The sequence below is a fragment of the uncultured Campylobacter sp. genome, from assembly GCF_937997465.1.
In the GTDB taxonomy this organism is placed as follows: Bacteria; Campylobacterota; Campylobacteria; order Campylobacterales; family Campylobacteraceae; genus Campylobacter_A.
In genome coordinates this window covers 1-15,224 of sequence record NZ_CALKTQ010000208.1, presented here as the reverse complement: position 1 = coordinate 15,224, position 15,224 = coordinate 1, and the positions used below count along the sequence as shown (strand labels likewise).

The 15,224-nt window shown below is 41.9% G+C and carries 15 protein-coding genes; 12 read left to right on the top strand and 3 right to left on the bottom strand.

Going from position 1 to position 15,224, the window contains the following annotated elements:
• The 12 genes from Q0546_RS06955 to Q0546_RS06900 all read left to right on the top strand — a co-directional run.
• Positions 1-1,908: molybdopterin-dependent oxidoreductase (locus tag Q0546_RS06955; RefSeq protein WP_298791679.1), on the top strand; the 1,908-nt coding region annotated here is incomplete at its 5' end.
• 2 nt (positions 1,909-1,910) lie between these two features.
• Positions 1,911-2,675, top strand: coding sequence for a ferredoxin-type protein NapG (napG, locus tag Q0546_RS06950; protein ID WP_002949659.1), 765 nt, complete (start codon positions 1,911-1,913; stop codon positions 2,673-2,675).
• The gene (gene napH / locus Q0546_RS06945) at positions 2,672-3,472 is read left to right on the top strand and encodes a quinol dehydrogenase ferredoxin subunit NapH (RefSeq protein WP_298791678.1); all 801 of its coding nucleotides are present in this window, start codon (positions 2,672-2,674) and stop codon (positions 3,470-3,472) included. Before napG ends, napH begins: the two co-directional genes overlap by 4 nt.
• On the top strand, positions 3,469-4,068 hold the full coding sequence (locus Q0546_RS06940) for a nitrate reductase cytochrome c-type subunit (protein ID WP_298791677.1): 600 nt from the start codon (positions 3,469-3,471) through the stop codon (positions 4,066-4,068). Before napH ends, Q0546_RS06940 begins: the two co-directional genes overlap by 4 nt.
• Positions 4,065-4,535, top strand: a complete 471-nt coding sequence (locus tag Q0546_RS06935; protein WP_298791676.1) for a 4Fe-4S ferredoxin — start codon at positions 4,065-4,067, stop codon at positions 4,533-4,535. The genes Q0546_RS06940 and Q0546_RS06935 overlap by 4 nt, the downstream gene beginning before the upstream one ends.
• The gene (locus tag Q0546_RS06930) at positions 4,532-5,503 is read left to right on the top strand and encodes a nitrate reductase (protein WP_298056106.1); all 972 of its coding nucleotides are present in this window, start codon (positions 4,532-4,534) and stop codon (positions 5,501-5,503) included. Before Q0546_RS06935 ends, Q0546_RS06930 begins: the two co-directional genes overlap by 4 nt.
• The gene (locus Q0546_RS06925; RefSeq protein WP_298791675.1) at positions 5,500-5,847 is read left to right on the top strand and encodes a chaperone NapD; all 348 of its coding nucleotides are present in this window, start codon (positions 5,500-5,502) and stop codon (positions 5,845-5,847) included. The genes Q0546_RS06930 and Q0546_RS06925 overlap by 4 nt, the downstream gene beginning before the upstream one ends.
• Positions 5,848-5,916: 69 nt before the next feature.
• On the top strand, positions 5,917-6,552 hold the full coding sequence (locus tag Q0546_RS06920; RefSeq protein WP_298791674.1) for a hydrogenase-4 component G: 636 nt from the start codon (positions 5,917-5,919) through the stop codon (positions 6,550-6,552).
• Positions 6,539-7,006, top strand: coding sequence for a hypothetical protein (locus Q0546_RS06915; RefSeq protein WP_298791673.1), 468 nt, complete (start codon positions 6,539-6,541; stop codon positions 7,004-7,006). Before Q0546_RS06920 ends, Q0546_RS06915 begins: the two co-directional genes overlap by 14 nt.
• 304 nt (positions 7,007-7,310) lie before the next feature.
• Entirely contained in the window at positions 7,311-8,498 is a 1,188-nt protein-coding gene (locus tag Q0546_RS06910) for a porin (RefSeq protein WP_298791672.1), read from the top strand.
• An 81-nt stretch (positions 8,499-8,579) separates the two neighbouring features.
• Entirely contained in the window at positions 8,580-9,143 is a 564-nt protein-coding gene (locus Q0546_RS06905; protein ID WP_298791671.1) for a cytochrome c, read from the top strand.
• Between the two features lie 178 nt (positions 9,144-9,321).
• Complete coding sequence (locus Q0546_RS06900) at positions 9,322-10,512, top strand: major outer membrane protein (RefSeq protein ID WP_298791670.1); 1,191 nt, start codon at positions 9,322-9,324, stop codon at positions 10,510-10,512.
• 1,086 nt (positions 10,513-11,598) lie between these two features.
• On the opposite strand, the gene Q0546_RS06895 is transcribed toward Q0546_RS06900, so the two are convergent.
• The 3 genes from Q0546_RS06895 to galU form a co-directional block, all read right to left on the bottom strand.
• Positions 11,599-12,036: a DNA starvation/stationary phase protection protein gene (locus Q0546_RS06895; RefSeq protein WP_002949626.1), complete on the bottom strand. Its 438-nt coding sequence runs from the start codon at positions 12,034-12,036 to the stop codon at positions 11,599-11,601.
• A gap of 786 nt (positions 12,037-12,822) precedes the next feature.
• Entirely contained in the window at positions 12,823-14,058 is a 1,236-nt protein-coding gene (locus Q0546_RS06890; RefSeq protein ID WP_298791669.1) for a glucose-6-phosphate isomerase, read from the bottom strand.
• Positions 14,045-14,878, bottom strand: a complete 834-nt coding sequence (gene galU, locus Q0546_RS06885) for a UTP--glucose-1-phosphate uridylyltransferase GalU (RefSeq protein WP_298791668.1) — start codon at positions 14,876-14,878, stop codon at positions 14,045-14,047. Before galU ends, Q0546_RS06890 begins: the two co-directional genes overlap by 14 nt.
• Positions 14,879-15,224: the final 346 nt, after the last annotated feature.

Here is a 15,224-nt window from a genome sequence, read left to right as displayed (position 1 = left end):
GTATTTGCGACGGGACCTGCCGATATCGGCTATGGGCTTAGAAATAATACAAATCATCCTAACTACAATGCCGAAAAAGACGTCATCGAGACCGAACTTAAAAAGACTTTAAGCAAAAACGAAGGCGTGACTCTGGGCTATCTAGGCTATAAAGAGGGCGACGTGATGGAAAATAAAAATACGGCTACCGCGGGCAAACACTGGCAAATCACGTTTGAAGAATTTAAAGAAGCTCTTAAACCTTATACGCTTGACTTCTCCGCTCCGCTAATAAAAGGCGATCCGAACGAGGATTTGGAAGAATTTAAGAAAAAACTAAAGCAACTAGCCGACTGGTACATCGAAAAAGGTAGAAAAGTAGTTAGCTTTTGGACGATGGGCTTTAACCAGCACCAACGTGGCACTTGGGTAAACGAGCAAGCCTATATGGTGCATATGCTACTTGGTAAACAAGCAAAACCGGGCGAGGGCGCTTTCTCGCTAACCGGACAACCAAGCGCATGCGGAACGGCACGCGAGGTCGGTACTTTCGTTCATCGCTTGCCTGCGGATATGGTCGTAGATAACGCCGAACACCGCGAAATAAGCGAGAAAATTTGGAAACTTCCTAAAAACACGCTAAATCCGAAAGTCGCCTCCCACTACGTAAAAATGATGCGCGACATGGAAGACGGAAAGATGAAATGGGCGTGGGTGCAGGTAAATAACCCGTGGCAAAATACCGCAAACGCAAACCACTGGATAAAAGCCGCTCGCGAGATGGATAACTTTATCATCGTCTCAGACCCGTATCCGGGCATCTCGGCTAAGGTTGCCGACCTGATCCTGCCAACTGCGATGATATACGAAAAATGGGGCGCGTACGGTAATGCCGAGCGCCGAACGCAGCACTGGCGTCAGCAAGTCCTTCCGGTAGGCGAAGCGATGAGCGACACGTGGCAAATGCTGGAATTTGCTAAGCGCTTTAAGCTAAAAGAGGTTTGGGGCGAACAAAAAGTAGACGATAAGCTAACGCTTCCTAGCGTACTTGACGCCGCAAAAACTATGGGATATAACGAAGAAGATACGCTATTTGACGTGCTTTTCGCAAACGAAGAGGCTAAGAGTTATCCTGCAAAAGACGCTATAATGGAAGATTTTGATAACTCTGAAGTTTTTGGCGACAGCAGAAAAGTAGTCGGCTCAGACGGCAAAGTGTTTGAGGGCTATGGATTTTTCGTTCAAAAATATCTTTGGGAAGACTACCGCAAATTTGGCTCAGGTCATGGACACGATCTGGCGGACTTTGATACCTATCACAAAGTGCGCGGACTAAGGTGGCCCGTCGTAGACGGCAAAGAAACTCAGTGGAGATTTAACGCCAAATATGATCCGTATGCCAAAAAATTTGCCGAGGAGGGCAAGCAGTTTGCATTCTACGGAAATAAAAAAGCCAAGTTGCAAAAAGGCGATTTGACCAAAGTAACTAGCGGAGACGAGAAATTTTCTATCGCTAATAAGGCCAAAATTTTCTTCCGTCCTTATATGGATCCTTGCGAGATGCCTGATGATACCTATCCGCTATGGCTATGCACGGGTCGCGTCTTGGAGCACTGGCACACCGGCACTATGACTATGCGTGTTCCTGAGCTTTACCGTGCGGTTCCAGAGGCTCTTTGCTACATGCACGAGGGCGATGCGCAAAAGCTAAATTTACAGCATAACGACGTCGTTTGGGTCGAATCTCGCCGCGGTAAGGTAAAAGCAAGAATCGATCTGCGCGGACGAAATAAACCGCCGATGGGTCTAGTTTACGTGCCGTTTTTTGATGAAAACGTGTTTATCAACAAAGTCTGCCTAGATGCGACTTGCCCGATCTCAAAAGAGACCGACTATAAAAAATGTGCGGTTAAAATTTACAAGGCGTAATTATGCAAAATAGAAGAGAGGCTTTAAAATTTGGGTTAAAAGCGATTAGTTTGGTTCTCGCAGGCGGCTTTATCTGGAGTACGCAAACGACGGCTAAAGCCCAAACTCTACTCATCAGGCCGCCAGGTGCTTTGAAGGAGAAAAATTTCCTTAGCGAGTGCATACGCTGCGGGCTTTGCGTAGAAGCCTGTCCTTGGGATACGCTTAAGCTCGCGGATCTAGACGACGGATTGCCTTACGGCACTCCGTTTTTTACCCCGCGAAATATCCCTTGTTATATGTGCCCGGATATCCCGTGCACGGTCGCCTGTCCGACCGGAGCGCTAGATACGAAGCTAGTGAGCGAGGATAATGGAAAGCTAAATATAAACAAAGCGCAAATGGGTATCGCGGTGCTGGATCCGAATTTCTGCATCGCTTACGAGGGACTTCGCTGTGACGCTTGCTACCGCGCCTGTCCTTTGATAGATAAAGCGTTAAGGCTTGAATATGTCCGCAACGAACGCACACAAAAGCACGCGTTTTTTAAACCGGTCGTGGACGCCGACTACTGCACGGGCTGCGGCATGTGCGAGCAAGTTTGCGTGACGCCAAAAGCCTCTATCTTCGTGCTTCCGCGCGAGATCGGACTGGGCTCTAGCAACGAACAGTACGTAAAAGGCTGGGTTGAGGGCGCGGATAAAAAGCTAAAAGACGCTGAGCCAAAAGAGTTTAAAACCGACGAGAAAAAGCTAAACGACTATCTAAATAGCGGAGATTTGCTATGAAATATTTGATTTTAAGAAGGATAAGTCAAATTTTGATCCTAGGGCTGTTTTTTGCGAGCAACTACTACGGAGTTAAAATTTTACAAGGCAATCTCAGCTCGTCTTTGCTTTTCGGAGTCGTTCCTCTTAGCGATCCGTTTGCCGTTTTGCAGCTATATTTAGCTAGTTTTAGTATCGCTTCGGGCGCGCTTGTGGGGGTCGCTATCGTGTTTGCTTTTTACGCGATTGTCGCTCCGCGCGCCTTTTGCAGCTGGGTTTGCCCGGTAAACATCATCACCGAAACCGCTCGCTGGGTCAGAGTAAAGCTTGGCTACGATAAAGATAAAAAATTCGTAAATTTCACGAGAAGCGCGAGATATTACGTTTTGGGATTTACGCTTTTTATCTCGCTAGTCACTTCGGCTCCGGCGTTTGAGGGCATTAGCTTTATCGGCATCATTCAGCGCGGCGTCATCTACGGCGGCACGCTGTGGCTGTTTGTGGCGTTTGGGGTGTTTGCGGTAGACGCGTTTATCGGCGATAGATTAGTCTGCTCAAAGCTTTGTCCGCTGGGTGCTTTTTACGCGATATCCGGCAAATTTGCCCTTATCAGAGTAAAGCACGACGCGGCTAGCTGTACTAACTGCATGAAGTGTAAGCTAATCTGCCCGGAAAACCAAGTGCTCGGCATTATCGGCAAGCAAAGCGGGTTTATAACATCGAGCGAGTGCATCAGCTGCGGACGCTGTATCGACGTCTGCGATGACGACGCGCTCAAATTTAACATTAGAAATTTACTAAAGGAGAAAAATCAATGAAGGCGAGAATTTTGGCGGGATTGGCGTGCGCCGTCCTCGTATTTTCGGGATATGCCGAAGCTAAAGAAGAACAAAAAACCTCTAGCTCCGTACAAACTCAAAAAGTAGAGCAAAAAAATAAATCAAAATTAGCCGATAGCAAAGAAGCTAAGGATCTAAACATTTTGCGTTCGGCTAACGACGTTATGGACGAAGAAGAGGTAAAGCTAGCCGATATCAACTGGACGAAACCTGCCGCGGGCGAAGCGCAAAGATACGAGCGTTCTTTTGAAAACGCACCGCCGATGATACCTCATGATTTAGAGGGTTTGATACCGATAACTGCGGATAATAATATGTGCGTTACGTGCCATATGCCTGAAGTCGCAAAAGACGTCGGCGCGACTGCGATCCCAAAATCGCACCTTTATAGCATAAGAAACAAAAAAGACCTCGACGGTAAGCTTAGCGACGACCGCTTTAACTGCACTACGTGCCACGTACCGCAGGCGAACGTAGAAGCTAAGTTTAAAAATAACTTTAAGCCGGAGTACCGCGATGCTAACTCGTCTCAGCATTCCAATCTGTTAGACGTACTAAACGAAGGCGTTAGGTGAGCGTATCCAGACGCGAGCTATTTACTAAATTTTTGGGCGGCAAAACCGCTCAAAAATTTATCGCTCCGCCTTATTTTTGTGGAGAATTTAACTGTGCTGATTGCGAAGCGCCTTGCGTTAGCGCTTGCGATAGGGAGCTTTTAAGCTTTGAAAACGAAAGAATAAATTTTAAATTTAAGTCCTTGGGATGCAACTTTTGTAAAGAGTGCGCGCTCGCTTGCGAAGAGGCGGGGCGAGAGGTTTTAAATTTAAAATTCGCGGCTACTATAGAAGCTAAAATTTTTATCGACGTGCATAGTTGTCTTGCTTGGAACGGCACGATTTGCTGTAGCTGTCAGGATATTTGCAAATTTAGAGCGATCGATTTTTTAGGCGTTTTTCGTCCGAGTATAAATCAAAAATGCGTCGGCTGCGCGCAGTGTATGGAAGTTTGCTTCGCGAATAGTATCAAAATGGAGGCGTTATGAGAAAATTTATTTTATTTTTTACGGCAATTTTTTGCTTAAATTTGACCGCAAATTTAGCGGCGGCACCGCTTGAGATCTCACAACCGGACAAGGTCATAAAAGCCGGCGCAAACGTGATAAGCTCAAATTTGATAGATGAAATTTTATATCTGGGTACGGACGGCAGCGAGCTTGATATCTATGACATAAAGGCGGATAAATTTTTAGAGCCGATCAAATTTCGCACGGTCAAAACGCACTTTAGCGACGAAGAGCCCGCAAAAATTTTTAGCATCGACCGCCTGGGCGATATGCTATTGGTTTTAACCGAGATGGACTACAACGAGCGCTATTTGTACGTTTTTAAAAAAGAAAACGATAGCTGGAGCGAGGTTAGCAATATGCACCTAGCTAACAAATCCGCCAAAAAAGCATTTTTTATAGATGAAAAAACGGCGGTTGTATCGGACTTTGGGAATGAAATTTACTACATCGATCTAGAGAGCAAAAAAGCGGTTTTTAAACATAAATTTTCCATCGCGCTTTACGTTGATTTTGAGATCAATAAAACCCGCGACAAAATCGCTATCGGAGCCGAAAGCGGCGTGATTTATATCTATAATCTAAAAACTCGCCAAACCGAGCAAACGCTAAATTTCTTTAAAGACAATATGTACGACATCGACTACAAAAATGACGTCGTAGCCGTGGGCTGCATCGACAAACAGGCGGGCGTTTTTAACGGCTCGATGAGTTATTTTAAGTCCGATTTTATCGTGTATGCGACGGGGCTTAGCGACGACGCCAAAACGCTAGCGTATATGAACGGCGAAGAGAGCGATATCCTGGTCTACGACATCGCAAGCAAAACAAAACTCGCGACCGTAAAAACCGGACAGCAAATTTTAAATGAAATTTACCTCTCTGATAGCGGCAGGCTAATCAGCGTCGCGTACGAAAAAGAGGTTAAATTTTGGAGCGTAAAATGAATATATCAAGTGCGATAGTATATACAAAAGACGAAAACGAAGCCGCCGAGGTGGCTAAAAGAATCGAGCAAGTAAAAGGCTGCGAGGTCATCGCCGCGCAAGACGGCAAGATCGTAGTCGTGATGAGCGCGGAAAATTTAGACGGTGAGATAGAGCTATTTAAAGCGCTAGAGGGTGTAGAGGGCGTCTCAGGAGCCGCGATGATATACAGCTATCAAGAGGATTTGCAACAAGATATCGAAAGCATTAAAAAAAGCGGCAAGATAAGCAAAATTTTACTCGACGAAAACGTCGATGCCAAAGACATCGTATATAACGGTCACGTCGGCGATAGGGTAAAGTAAATTTTTACCCGTTAACTTTATCCTAAATTTGACGATATATAATACAGAATAAAATCTAAAGGATAAAAAATGCAAAGCATGAACGGTTTAAGCCAAAATCCATACATCCCGCAACCTCGCTACGACGTGCAGAACGTCCAAAACTCGGCAAGCGTAGATCAAAATGAAAATATCAAAAGAATGCAAGAAGCCTATGCAAATATCGACGTAAAGCAGCTAACGAATAGCTATTTGTCGCATTTTCAGGCTAGGGCTGACTCAAATGCGAGCTCAAATTTCTTGTCTCAGGTTTCGGCCTTTAATGGTTCTGCAAAATTTAACGATATTTTCGGCGCTCAAAGCAAAAGTATAAATTCTCTAAACGATATCTTGTCCGGTGTCGATTTTAAATCTATCGGCTACGAGGGCAAGCCTATAACGCAACTAAGCCAAAGCGAAGCTAGCGATCTAGTTAGCGAGAATGGATTTTTCGGTATCGCAAATACTGCGGATAGGATTTCAAATTTTATCATTAGCGCCGCCGGAGACGACTTGCAAAAGCTAGAAGCCGGAAAAGAAGGTATGCTAAGGGGCTTTAAAGAGGCTGAGAAAATTTGGGGCGGCGAGTTGCCTGAAATTTCGCAAAAGACGATAGAAAAAGCAACGCAAGCCGTAGATAAAAGAATAGCCGAACTTGGTGGGAACGTGCTCAGTGTTCAGGCTTAAGTTTTTAAATTTAGCCGCCGTTTTGCTGGTTTTTAGTGGTTGTGCTTTTTTTGAGCAAAAACCGCCACCAAAAGTCGTCCAAAAACCAGTTATTCAAAAACCTGCGCCCGTTAGAGGCTCATTGCGTGGCGTGATATCAAGCGTAACCTACGACGGTGGCAAATACTGCTACGATATAAAATCAATCGACACTTCAAACGGCAAACTGCCTAGCGGTAAGTACTGTGCGGATAAATTTTACTTTTCTAGCGGAGATACCGTCTATGCAAGCGTTTCGGGCGGACTCGTCACTGAAATGCTGCTCATAAAAAGCGGAACCCATCATGTTATGCATAAAGCAAAAAAAGCGCCGAAATTTAAAAGCCCAAGCTCCACAAAAAGCTCACAGCAAGAAGAAAACAAAAAGAAAATCCTAATCGAAGTTCCGAAAAGTGAAAATATCAGCTTTGATTAGCCGTTGATTTACCGAAATATTTTATAATTCTTACAAGCAATCAAAGTTAGAACTCCTTTTAAGAAGGGGATGTGCGTCCCCTTTTTTATCTTTTTATTTCGCAAAAATCCTCGAAATTAAGCTTTCATATTTAAGCTTTGTTGCTAGTATTCTTATTTTAATAATATTAAGTATCAAAAATAGCCTTGTAACAGCTTGATATATTAGTGTTTTATGATTATTTATGTTAAATTTTTGCATTAAGCTTACCACGACCGATTTTGTGCTAAAATTATGACTATAAAACTTTTATAAAGGAGAACTTATGAAACTCGCTAAAATTTCTTTAGCTGCTTTGGTTGCGCTAGGCGCTTTCTCTACTTTAAATGCTACTCCGCTTGAAGAAGCTATTAAAGATGTAGATTTTTCTGGATTTGCAAGATATAGATATACTCACAATAAAGTCCGCTGGAATGGTATGCCAGGCGCATTCAACAAAAATAATGCAAATCATAACTTCCGATTCGTAGGTACTTTTAAGGCTGCTCTTGACGATAACTTCTTTGGTGTTTTGGGTCTAAGATACGCAGCAAATGACGGTTCTGGATTTAATGGCGATACCACCAATACTACAAGCTCATTTGGTGTAAGAGAATTTTATCTTGGCTACAACATAAACAATACTACAATAACAGCTGGCAAACAATTTGTTAAAACATATTTTGACGATGATTTGGTAGGAACTGGTTTAAGAGTACAAAACACTGATATATCAGGTCTTACTTTGGTTGGTGTTGCTTTTGACGCACTTGAAACAGATAGCATTGACTATGACGGTCGACTACTATCAGGCCTAGCAGGATCAAAAAGCCTTAACTACTATGGCGTGGGTGCAATGGGAAGCTATGATCCTGTAAACTTTAAAGCTTGGTGGGCATATCTTGAGGATACCGCAAATTTATTTGCAGCTGATGCGGCTTTGAAATTTGATCTAGATGCAGTAAAACTAGGCTTACAAGCACAATATGTTCACAATGAGTCAGACGACAATAACTTTGGTGATGCAAATTTCTTCGCAGCTAAAGGTGATGTAGGATTTGCCGGAGTCGGTTTAAATGCAGGTTATATCTACTATAAGGCTAAAGACGATAAAAAATCTTTTGTAACTGTTGAAGACAACGGCAAACTAATCAACCCAGGCAAACTACTTAACTCGGTCATGAACGGTAGCGCTCAATACTACAACAATATCAAAGACAAAAACGACTATTGGTTTGTCGGAGCGTCATATAAATTTAACGAGTTTGGCTTGTATGCTAACTATATAGACGGTAAGGGCTATAGCTATAGATACAATAAGAGAGTTGATAGAGACGAGTGGAACGTCGGCGGTAGCTATGCTTACAGCAAAAAACTTAATTTCTCTACATTCTATGCAGCAGCTAAAGAAAAAGACGGAGATCATAAAAATAAACACGACCGCATAAGATTCGAAGCCAAATATAGCTTCTAATCAAAAAAGCTAGTTTTATGCTATAATCCCAAGCAAAATTTCCCTTGCTTGGGATTTTTAAATTTATCAAAAAGGTTTTTCATGAAATTTATGCATTATTCGCTTTTAGCATGTCTTTTGACTTTTTCTTTAAATGCTGCAGACGAGCCGAGTTATATATTTGAGGCAAAGGGTGAATTTGCAAAAGAGCTAAAAAGTTTGGTAGAAAAATATTCTAAAGACGAAAATATAAGTATAAACGTTTATGAAAAAGCTCCTGAGACTGATGGTGGCGGCAAGTTTTTAAATATCGGCGTAGATACCAAAAGAAGGTATAGTGTGGAAAAAGGTCGCGAACTGTATGCTAAAAATTGCGCTTCTTGTCACGGCGAAGACGGAAGTAAAAGAGCTTATGGCACATCCAAAGAGTTAACTAAAGTAAGTGCAGAGGATATAGAGGCTGCTTTTTCTGGTTATCTAAACGATTCTGACTATGGCGGAAATATGAGAAATCTAATGAAAACCGTTGCCGCCAAAACAAAATATAGCGACCTTGGGGCAATTATTGCCTTTTTAAAGGGCAAAGATGCTTTGCAATACAAGGGAAGCGAACAGGAAAACTCTGACGTCTCTACTACTCCTACTCAAGGAAGCTACTTAAAATAATCCAATTTGTCGAGTCGATTTGGCTCGGCATGTTAAAAATATTTCAAATTTTAAATCCCTATAGTATATTTTAGTAAACGCTCGGTAATATTCCAAAGAAATATAAAATTTTTAAGCTTATTAAAGGCTAGATTATGTTAAGATTCTACAATATTAAATTTTATTTGAGGAGAAAATAATGAAAATTGCTAAAATTTCATTAGCTGCTTTGGTTGCACTAGGTGCTTTTTCAACTGTAGCGAGTGCTACGCCGCTTGAAGAGGCGATCAAAAATGTAGATCTTTCTGGATATGCAAGATATAGATATAATAACGTTACAGTTAAGAAAGCTAACGGTGTAAAAGATAATACGACTGCACATCACCAATTTAAATCAGAATTTTCTTTTAAAGCTGCTTTAGATGATAATTTCTTTGGTGTTTTAACACTTAGATATAATTCCAACGACAGCTCTGCTTTTAATGCAGATGGACGCAGCGACAGAACAGATACAACAAGTCCATTTAACGTAAAAGAATTTTACCTTGGATATAACGTAGGTAACACTACAATAACTGCAGGTAAGCAAACCATAGGTTCATTCTTTACTGATGATGCTGTAGGCACTGGCGTCAGAGTTGAAAATAGAGATATTACAGGCTTGACTCTAACTGCATTTGCTTTTGATGCATTAGAAAATAACGGCGAGAGCGATGGCGCTATTTACACTAATGCCCCTGGTATCTTTAATAACAACCTATATGCGGTAGCCGCTATCGGCTCTTATGATCCGGTAAGCTTCCAACTATGGTATGCATCTTTGGTTGATTCTGTTAACCTCATCATAGGTGACGTAAACTTTAGTCTTAATATTACTGATGATGTAAATATCGGTGCTCAAGTTCAATATGCACATGCTGATATAGACAATAATGTTGGCGTAAACTTTAAAGATACGGATTTCTATGCAGGTGAACTTGGTACAAAAGTATTTGGCGCTGATGTAGCTGCTGGTTATATCGGATATAAAGTTCATGACAAAGAAAAAGGTTTTGTAAGCCTAGAGGATCAAGGTTCATTTATAGATGTAGGTGAGATAAAATCTGCTCTTGATTATACTGCTCTTGAAGGTAAAGCTAACTTCTGGTTCTTGAAAGCAGGATACACTTTTGCTGAGAAATTTAGAGTCGGTGGCGATTATTCTAATGGTAAAGTTAAACTTGCTTCAGGCGATAAAGAGAAATATCAAGAGTATGTAGCAAGACTAACTTATGACTATAGTGCTAAACTTCAATTCTCAAGCTTCTATGCGTATGAGATTAACAAGCATCAAGATGACTCAAAAGATAAAACTAAACAGTTAAGATTCCAAGCTAAATACACATTCTAATTTTAAATATCTCGGGTTTATCCCGAGATATCTCCTTTCTATAGGTCTTTATGTTATACTTTTCAAAAAATAAGGCACAAATCCTTACTTAACTTTTAAAGTTATCTAAAAAGTATTTGATAAAATTTGCAAGCCTAAATACCCAAATAAAACATCCAAATCACTACATTATATGATAAACTAATTTTAGGCTCAAGATAAGGAGAATTCTCTCTTGTCATCTTTGGTAAAATATGATAGAAAGTTTTTGTATTTTTACTGTTGTTGAGCCCAAATTTAAGCTCTTTTAATGAAGCAAAAACTCTCTTTCTCTTAGCCTTCCTGTAGTCGCTATGGTGTTGCTCGCTTTAGAGAAGATTCTTTTAATTTAGACAATCCTAACATAATCCCAAAAATTTCTCGACCTTTTATGTAGTTTTACTGTTGGCTTCTTGCAAAATAGCAGGCTAGTTCATTCTTTGAATATTTTACTCTACAACGAATCTTTGCTCGCTAATCAACCTAACCATCATAGGCTTTTCCAATGGTCTCAATAAATTATAGCATCGGTATTAGTTCATTTGTAGAGTAGTTTTTAATTATTTGGGTATAGATCTTGCTGTCATGCTTTGGCTTTCCGAATATATGTGTTTTATTTACTCCTACCTTTCTTGCTTTTAAATGGCTATAGCCAATCTCTATCTTGTCGCTAAAATTACTTATTTTAGCTTCGCTACGCTCGTTGCTCTTCAAGAGCTCGCACTCTTTTGATACTAAAATTCTGATGTTTTTAGTTATTTTATTGATTCTTTTTTCTAAGATTTTAGTAAATTCCGCTATTTTAGTATCTTCTATGCCAAATGAAAAATATTATAAAATTCTCTAAATTTCGTCTCTGAAATTCTGAAACGAACCATATGCTTATTTTTTAACTTCGCTACGCTCGTTACTTTTTAAAAATATAGTTCTCATTGCAACTCAATGCTATTTATGTTTATATTAAGTTTCTGCTTGTTTTGAAAATGTTAAAGATAACTAAGTTGATATTTTGTAGAAAATAAAATTTGAAAGAAAAAAGAATAGAAAAAGGGGCTTGCGCCCCAAAAATTAAGCCAAAGTAGCCTTTAGCATCCAGATAGCTTTTTCATATTTTGCGATTTGATCTTGCGCCATAGTTACGGTCGTGCTGTCTTTTGCTTCTTCAGCGACTTCTTCTAGCTTTTTAAATTCGCCCAGCAAGTGCTCGTACTCAGCCAAAACGCCTTTTAAAACCTCGGTCGGAGTGTAGCTATCTTTGTTATCTGTTTTTGGATGAGCTAGCTTGTTTAGCTCTTCTATTTTGGTGATAGCTCTGCCGCCTAGCTGTATAGCACGCTCTGCGACGTCATCGAATATCTCTGCCATATCTTCATAAGCTTTCTCGGTGTATTCGTGTACGCTAAAGAACTGAATACCTTTTACGTACCAGTGGTAGTCGTGAAATTTAACGAATAACGCATGAGCGTCGGCCTGAATTTGATTTAATTGAGTAACAACTTTTGACATTTTGTCTCCTTTGATTTGATTTATGATGAAATTATAGCATATAAAACTTAAAGAAAAATAATTTGCAAATAACAAAAATTATTATTTGTGAGTAAATTTTGGAATTTGCTTATACTGTTTTGCTGGATATAGACAAGCATTGCTATCCGGTATAAAAAACAAGTTTAACTTTTGATCAGGCAAAATTAATTCTTCTGAGAATTCTTGCATTAAATTTAGAGTATGTAAGAATGTAAATTTTGTAACTAGATAGCGTGGGTTTGAAAAATAATAAGATGATACATGACGAAAGCCTAAATTTGCTTACAAGTGCGTTTGTTGAATGCCATTTTGTGGATTAGCCATTTTGATAAGTAAAATTTTAGAATTTTACAGACAAATTCGACTAACTATGGGTTTGTGTTAAAGCTGTCTCTCTGATATGCTTGCTGGCGTAGGTAAGCAGGCGAGGTAAAATTATTGCAAAACAAGCCAGTTTGCTAGCCTTAGAAAGTGCTAAAAAGTTGCATAATGTTACGCAAATTTTATAGTTAGAGTCGTTGCAGCACTGTAAATAAAAGCAAATAAAAAAGTCGTGTCGCGAGGCGATTTATTACTTTGTTCGCCAACAGTGACGGATACGCATTAAATTTCCGCCTCAGATTCGCTAAAACAAAACTGTGCAAATTTAAATCCAAAATTACTAGCGATACTGCAAACACAAGCTTGTAGGCTAAAAATTTACGTGAGCTAACGCTCTACATCTTCACAAAGCAAAATTCGCGTCAAATTCTATAGAGCCGCACTTTAGTCTTGCTTGCCTGCCGTTAGCATCGTCTTTAGTATGCGTTTGCCGACCTCTACGCCCGGCTGATCGTAGGTGTTTATGCCTAGCATTATGCCCGTAGCCGACGTGAGAAGCTCGAAATAATAAATCAAAAATCCCGCGCTCGCCTCGTCTAGCCGCTCAAGCTCGATGACGTCTACACTGATGCCTTCTTGCACGAGCGCATGCATGGTGGCGCTGCACTGGGCGTTGATTAGCTCGCCCAAATTTAGCCCGTTTACAAAGTCGCAGCCCTCAAGGCCGTTTAGACTAATGCTCGGTATCGCCGTGTTTGCGTCCGCGGCGGCTACCTTGATGAAGCTTACCGTTTTATCCTTCACGCCGTCCATGATGAGCTGCAAAAAGCTGTGCTGATCGCGCGAGCCGATGAGTCCGACCGGCGTGAGTCCGTAGCGTTTGTAGCCCTTTTTCTTACCCAGGCTCTCCGCCCACAGCTGCACGTACCAGTCGTTAAACTCCAAAAATCTATCGCCGTAGCTAAATATCACGTTGATCTTGGCGTTTTTATGCGTCGCGTAGTGGTAGGCTTTTTGTAGCAGCGTATCGTCGCCGTCTTCTAAAAAACGCTTTTTGCACGCCCGCGCGCCCTCTAGCAGCGCCGCCGCGTCGTATCCGCAAAGCATTAGCGGCACGAGTCCGATCGCGCTAAGCACGCTAAATCTGCCGCCGACGTTTTTAGGGATATTAAAAAATTTGATGCCGTTTTGCTTGGCGTATGCCTCTAGCGGCGAGGCGGGGTCTGTTATGACGATAAAATTTGCGCTCAAATTTGAGGGTTTAAAGCGCTCCAAAATGCACTTAAATAGTGTGATAGTCTCGATCGTGGTGCCTGATTTTGACGAGATGATAAAAAGCGTCTCGTCAAATTTGACGCTTTTGCAAACGCTCTCAAAGCTAAAGGCGTCTACGTTATCGAGGAAATAAAGCTCACGCTCGCACTTCCTTTTTGCGCTTGAAAGCATCGTTTTTAGCGCCTTGACGCCCAGACTGCTACCGCCGATGCCTACTAGCACGACGCTTTTTACGTGCGCGAGCGTCGTTTCAAATTCGGCGATTTCGCTTAGTAAGTTTGCGCCGATTTCGGGCAGGTGATAGTAGCCGATCTCACCGCCTTTTAGCTCGTCGTTCATGCGTTTGGCGTAGGAGCCGATCGCGCTTAGCGGCGTACGCTCGAAAAATAGCTCATTTTTTAGCATTTTTGCCTAGCTCGTAGAAGAAATTAGTCGCCTGCACGAAGCCCTCGACGCTACCGCAGTCAAAGCGCTTGCCTTTAAATTTATACGCCAGCACCATGCCGTCTTTGGCTTGCTCTTTTAGCGCGTCGGTAATTTGTACTTCGCCGTTCTTGCCGGGCTTGGTGCGCTCTAGGATCGTGAAAATATCAGGCGTCAGGATATAGCGGCCGATGACGGCTAGGTTGCTTGGAGCTTCTTTGGGATCGGGTTTTTCGACCATGTCGCTAACCATCAGCAGATCGTCCTCGATCGCGCGACCCGTGACGATGCCGTAGTTTTTGCTCTGCTCGATCGGTACTTCCATCACGGCAACGACGCTGCAGCGGTACTTTTCGTAGATTTTTACCATTTGAGATAGTACGCCTTCGCCATCTTCGTTGATGCAGAGGTCATCAGCTAACACCACGCCAAAGGGCTCGTCGCGCACGAGGACTTTGCCTGTGTGGATAGCGTTGCCTAGGCCTCTCATGCTCTCTTGACGCGTGAACGAAAACGTGCAGCGCGCCATCAGCTCTCTGATCTCGGTTAGCAGGTGCTCTTTGTTCGTGCCCGAGATTTGATGCTCTAGCTCGTAACTGATGTCAAAATAATCCTCCAGCGCGCGTTTGCCGCGACCTGTGATGAAGGCCATATTTTTCATGCCGGCCTCTAGAGCCTCGTCCACGCCGTAGTGGATCAGCGGTTTTGTGAGGATCGGCAGCATCTCTTTTGGTAGTGATTTAGTCGCGGGCAAAAATCTCGTGCCGTAGCCCGCAGCCGGAAATAAACAAGTCTGTATCATAATTTTCCTTTTGATTTTTTACGAGATTATAGCGAGTTTTGGCTTATTTATAGTATTAAGGAGGATTTGGCGGATAAATTTACGGTTTGCCTTGCAAGGGCAACGAAGCGAAATCGCTAAAAGTCGCCTCACGATACGTTGCCTTAATTTTTGATGTTCAAATTTGAAGTTAAAATTGCAAATTTTACTTGCCGAGATTTGCATCTTTATGGCGCTATTTATTTTTGCCAAATTTAACGTTACGTATTTGTAGCTTCTATAAAATTAAAGCTTTCCTCTTTTATTGGTAGAGGAAGGGGATTCTACTTACGGTCTGCTTGCAGCTACGAGCAAAGCGAAGTAGAGC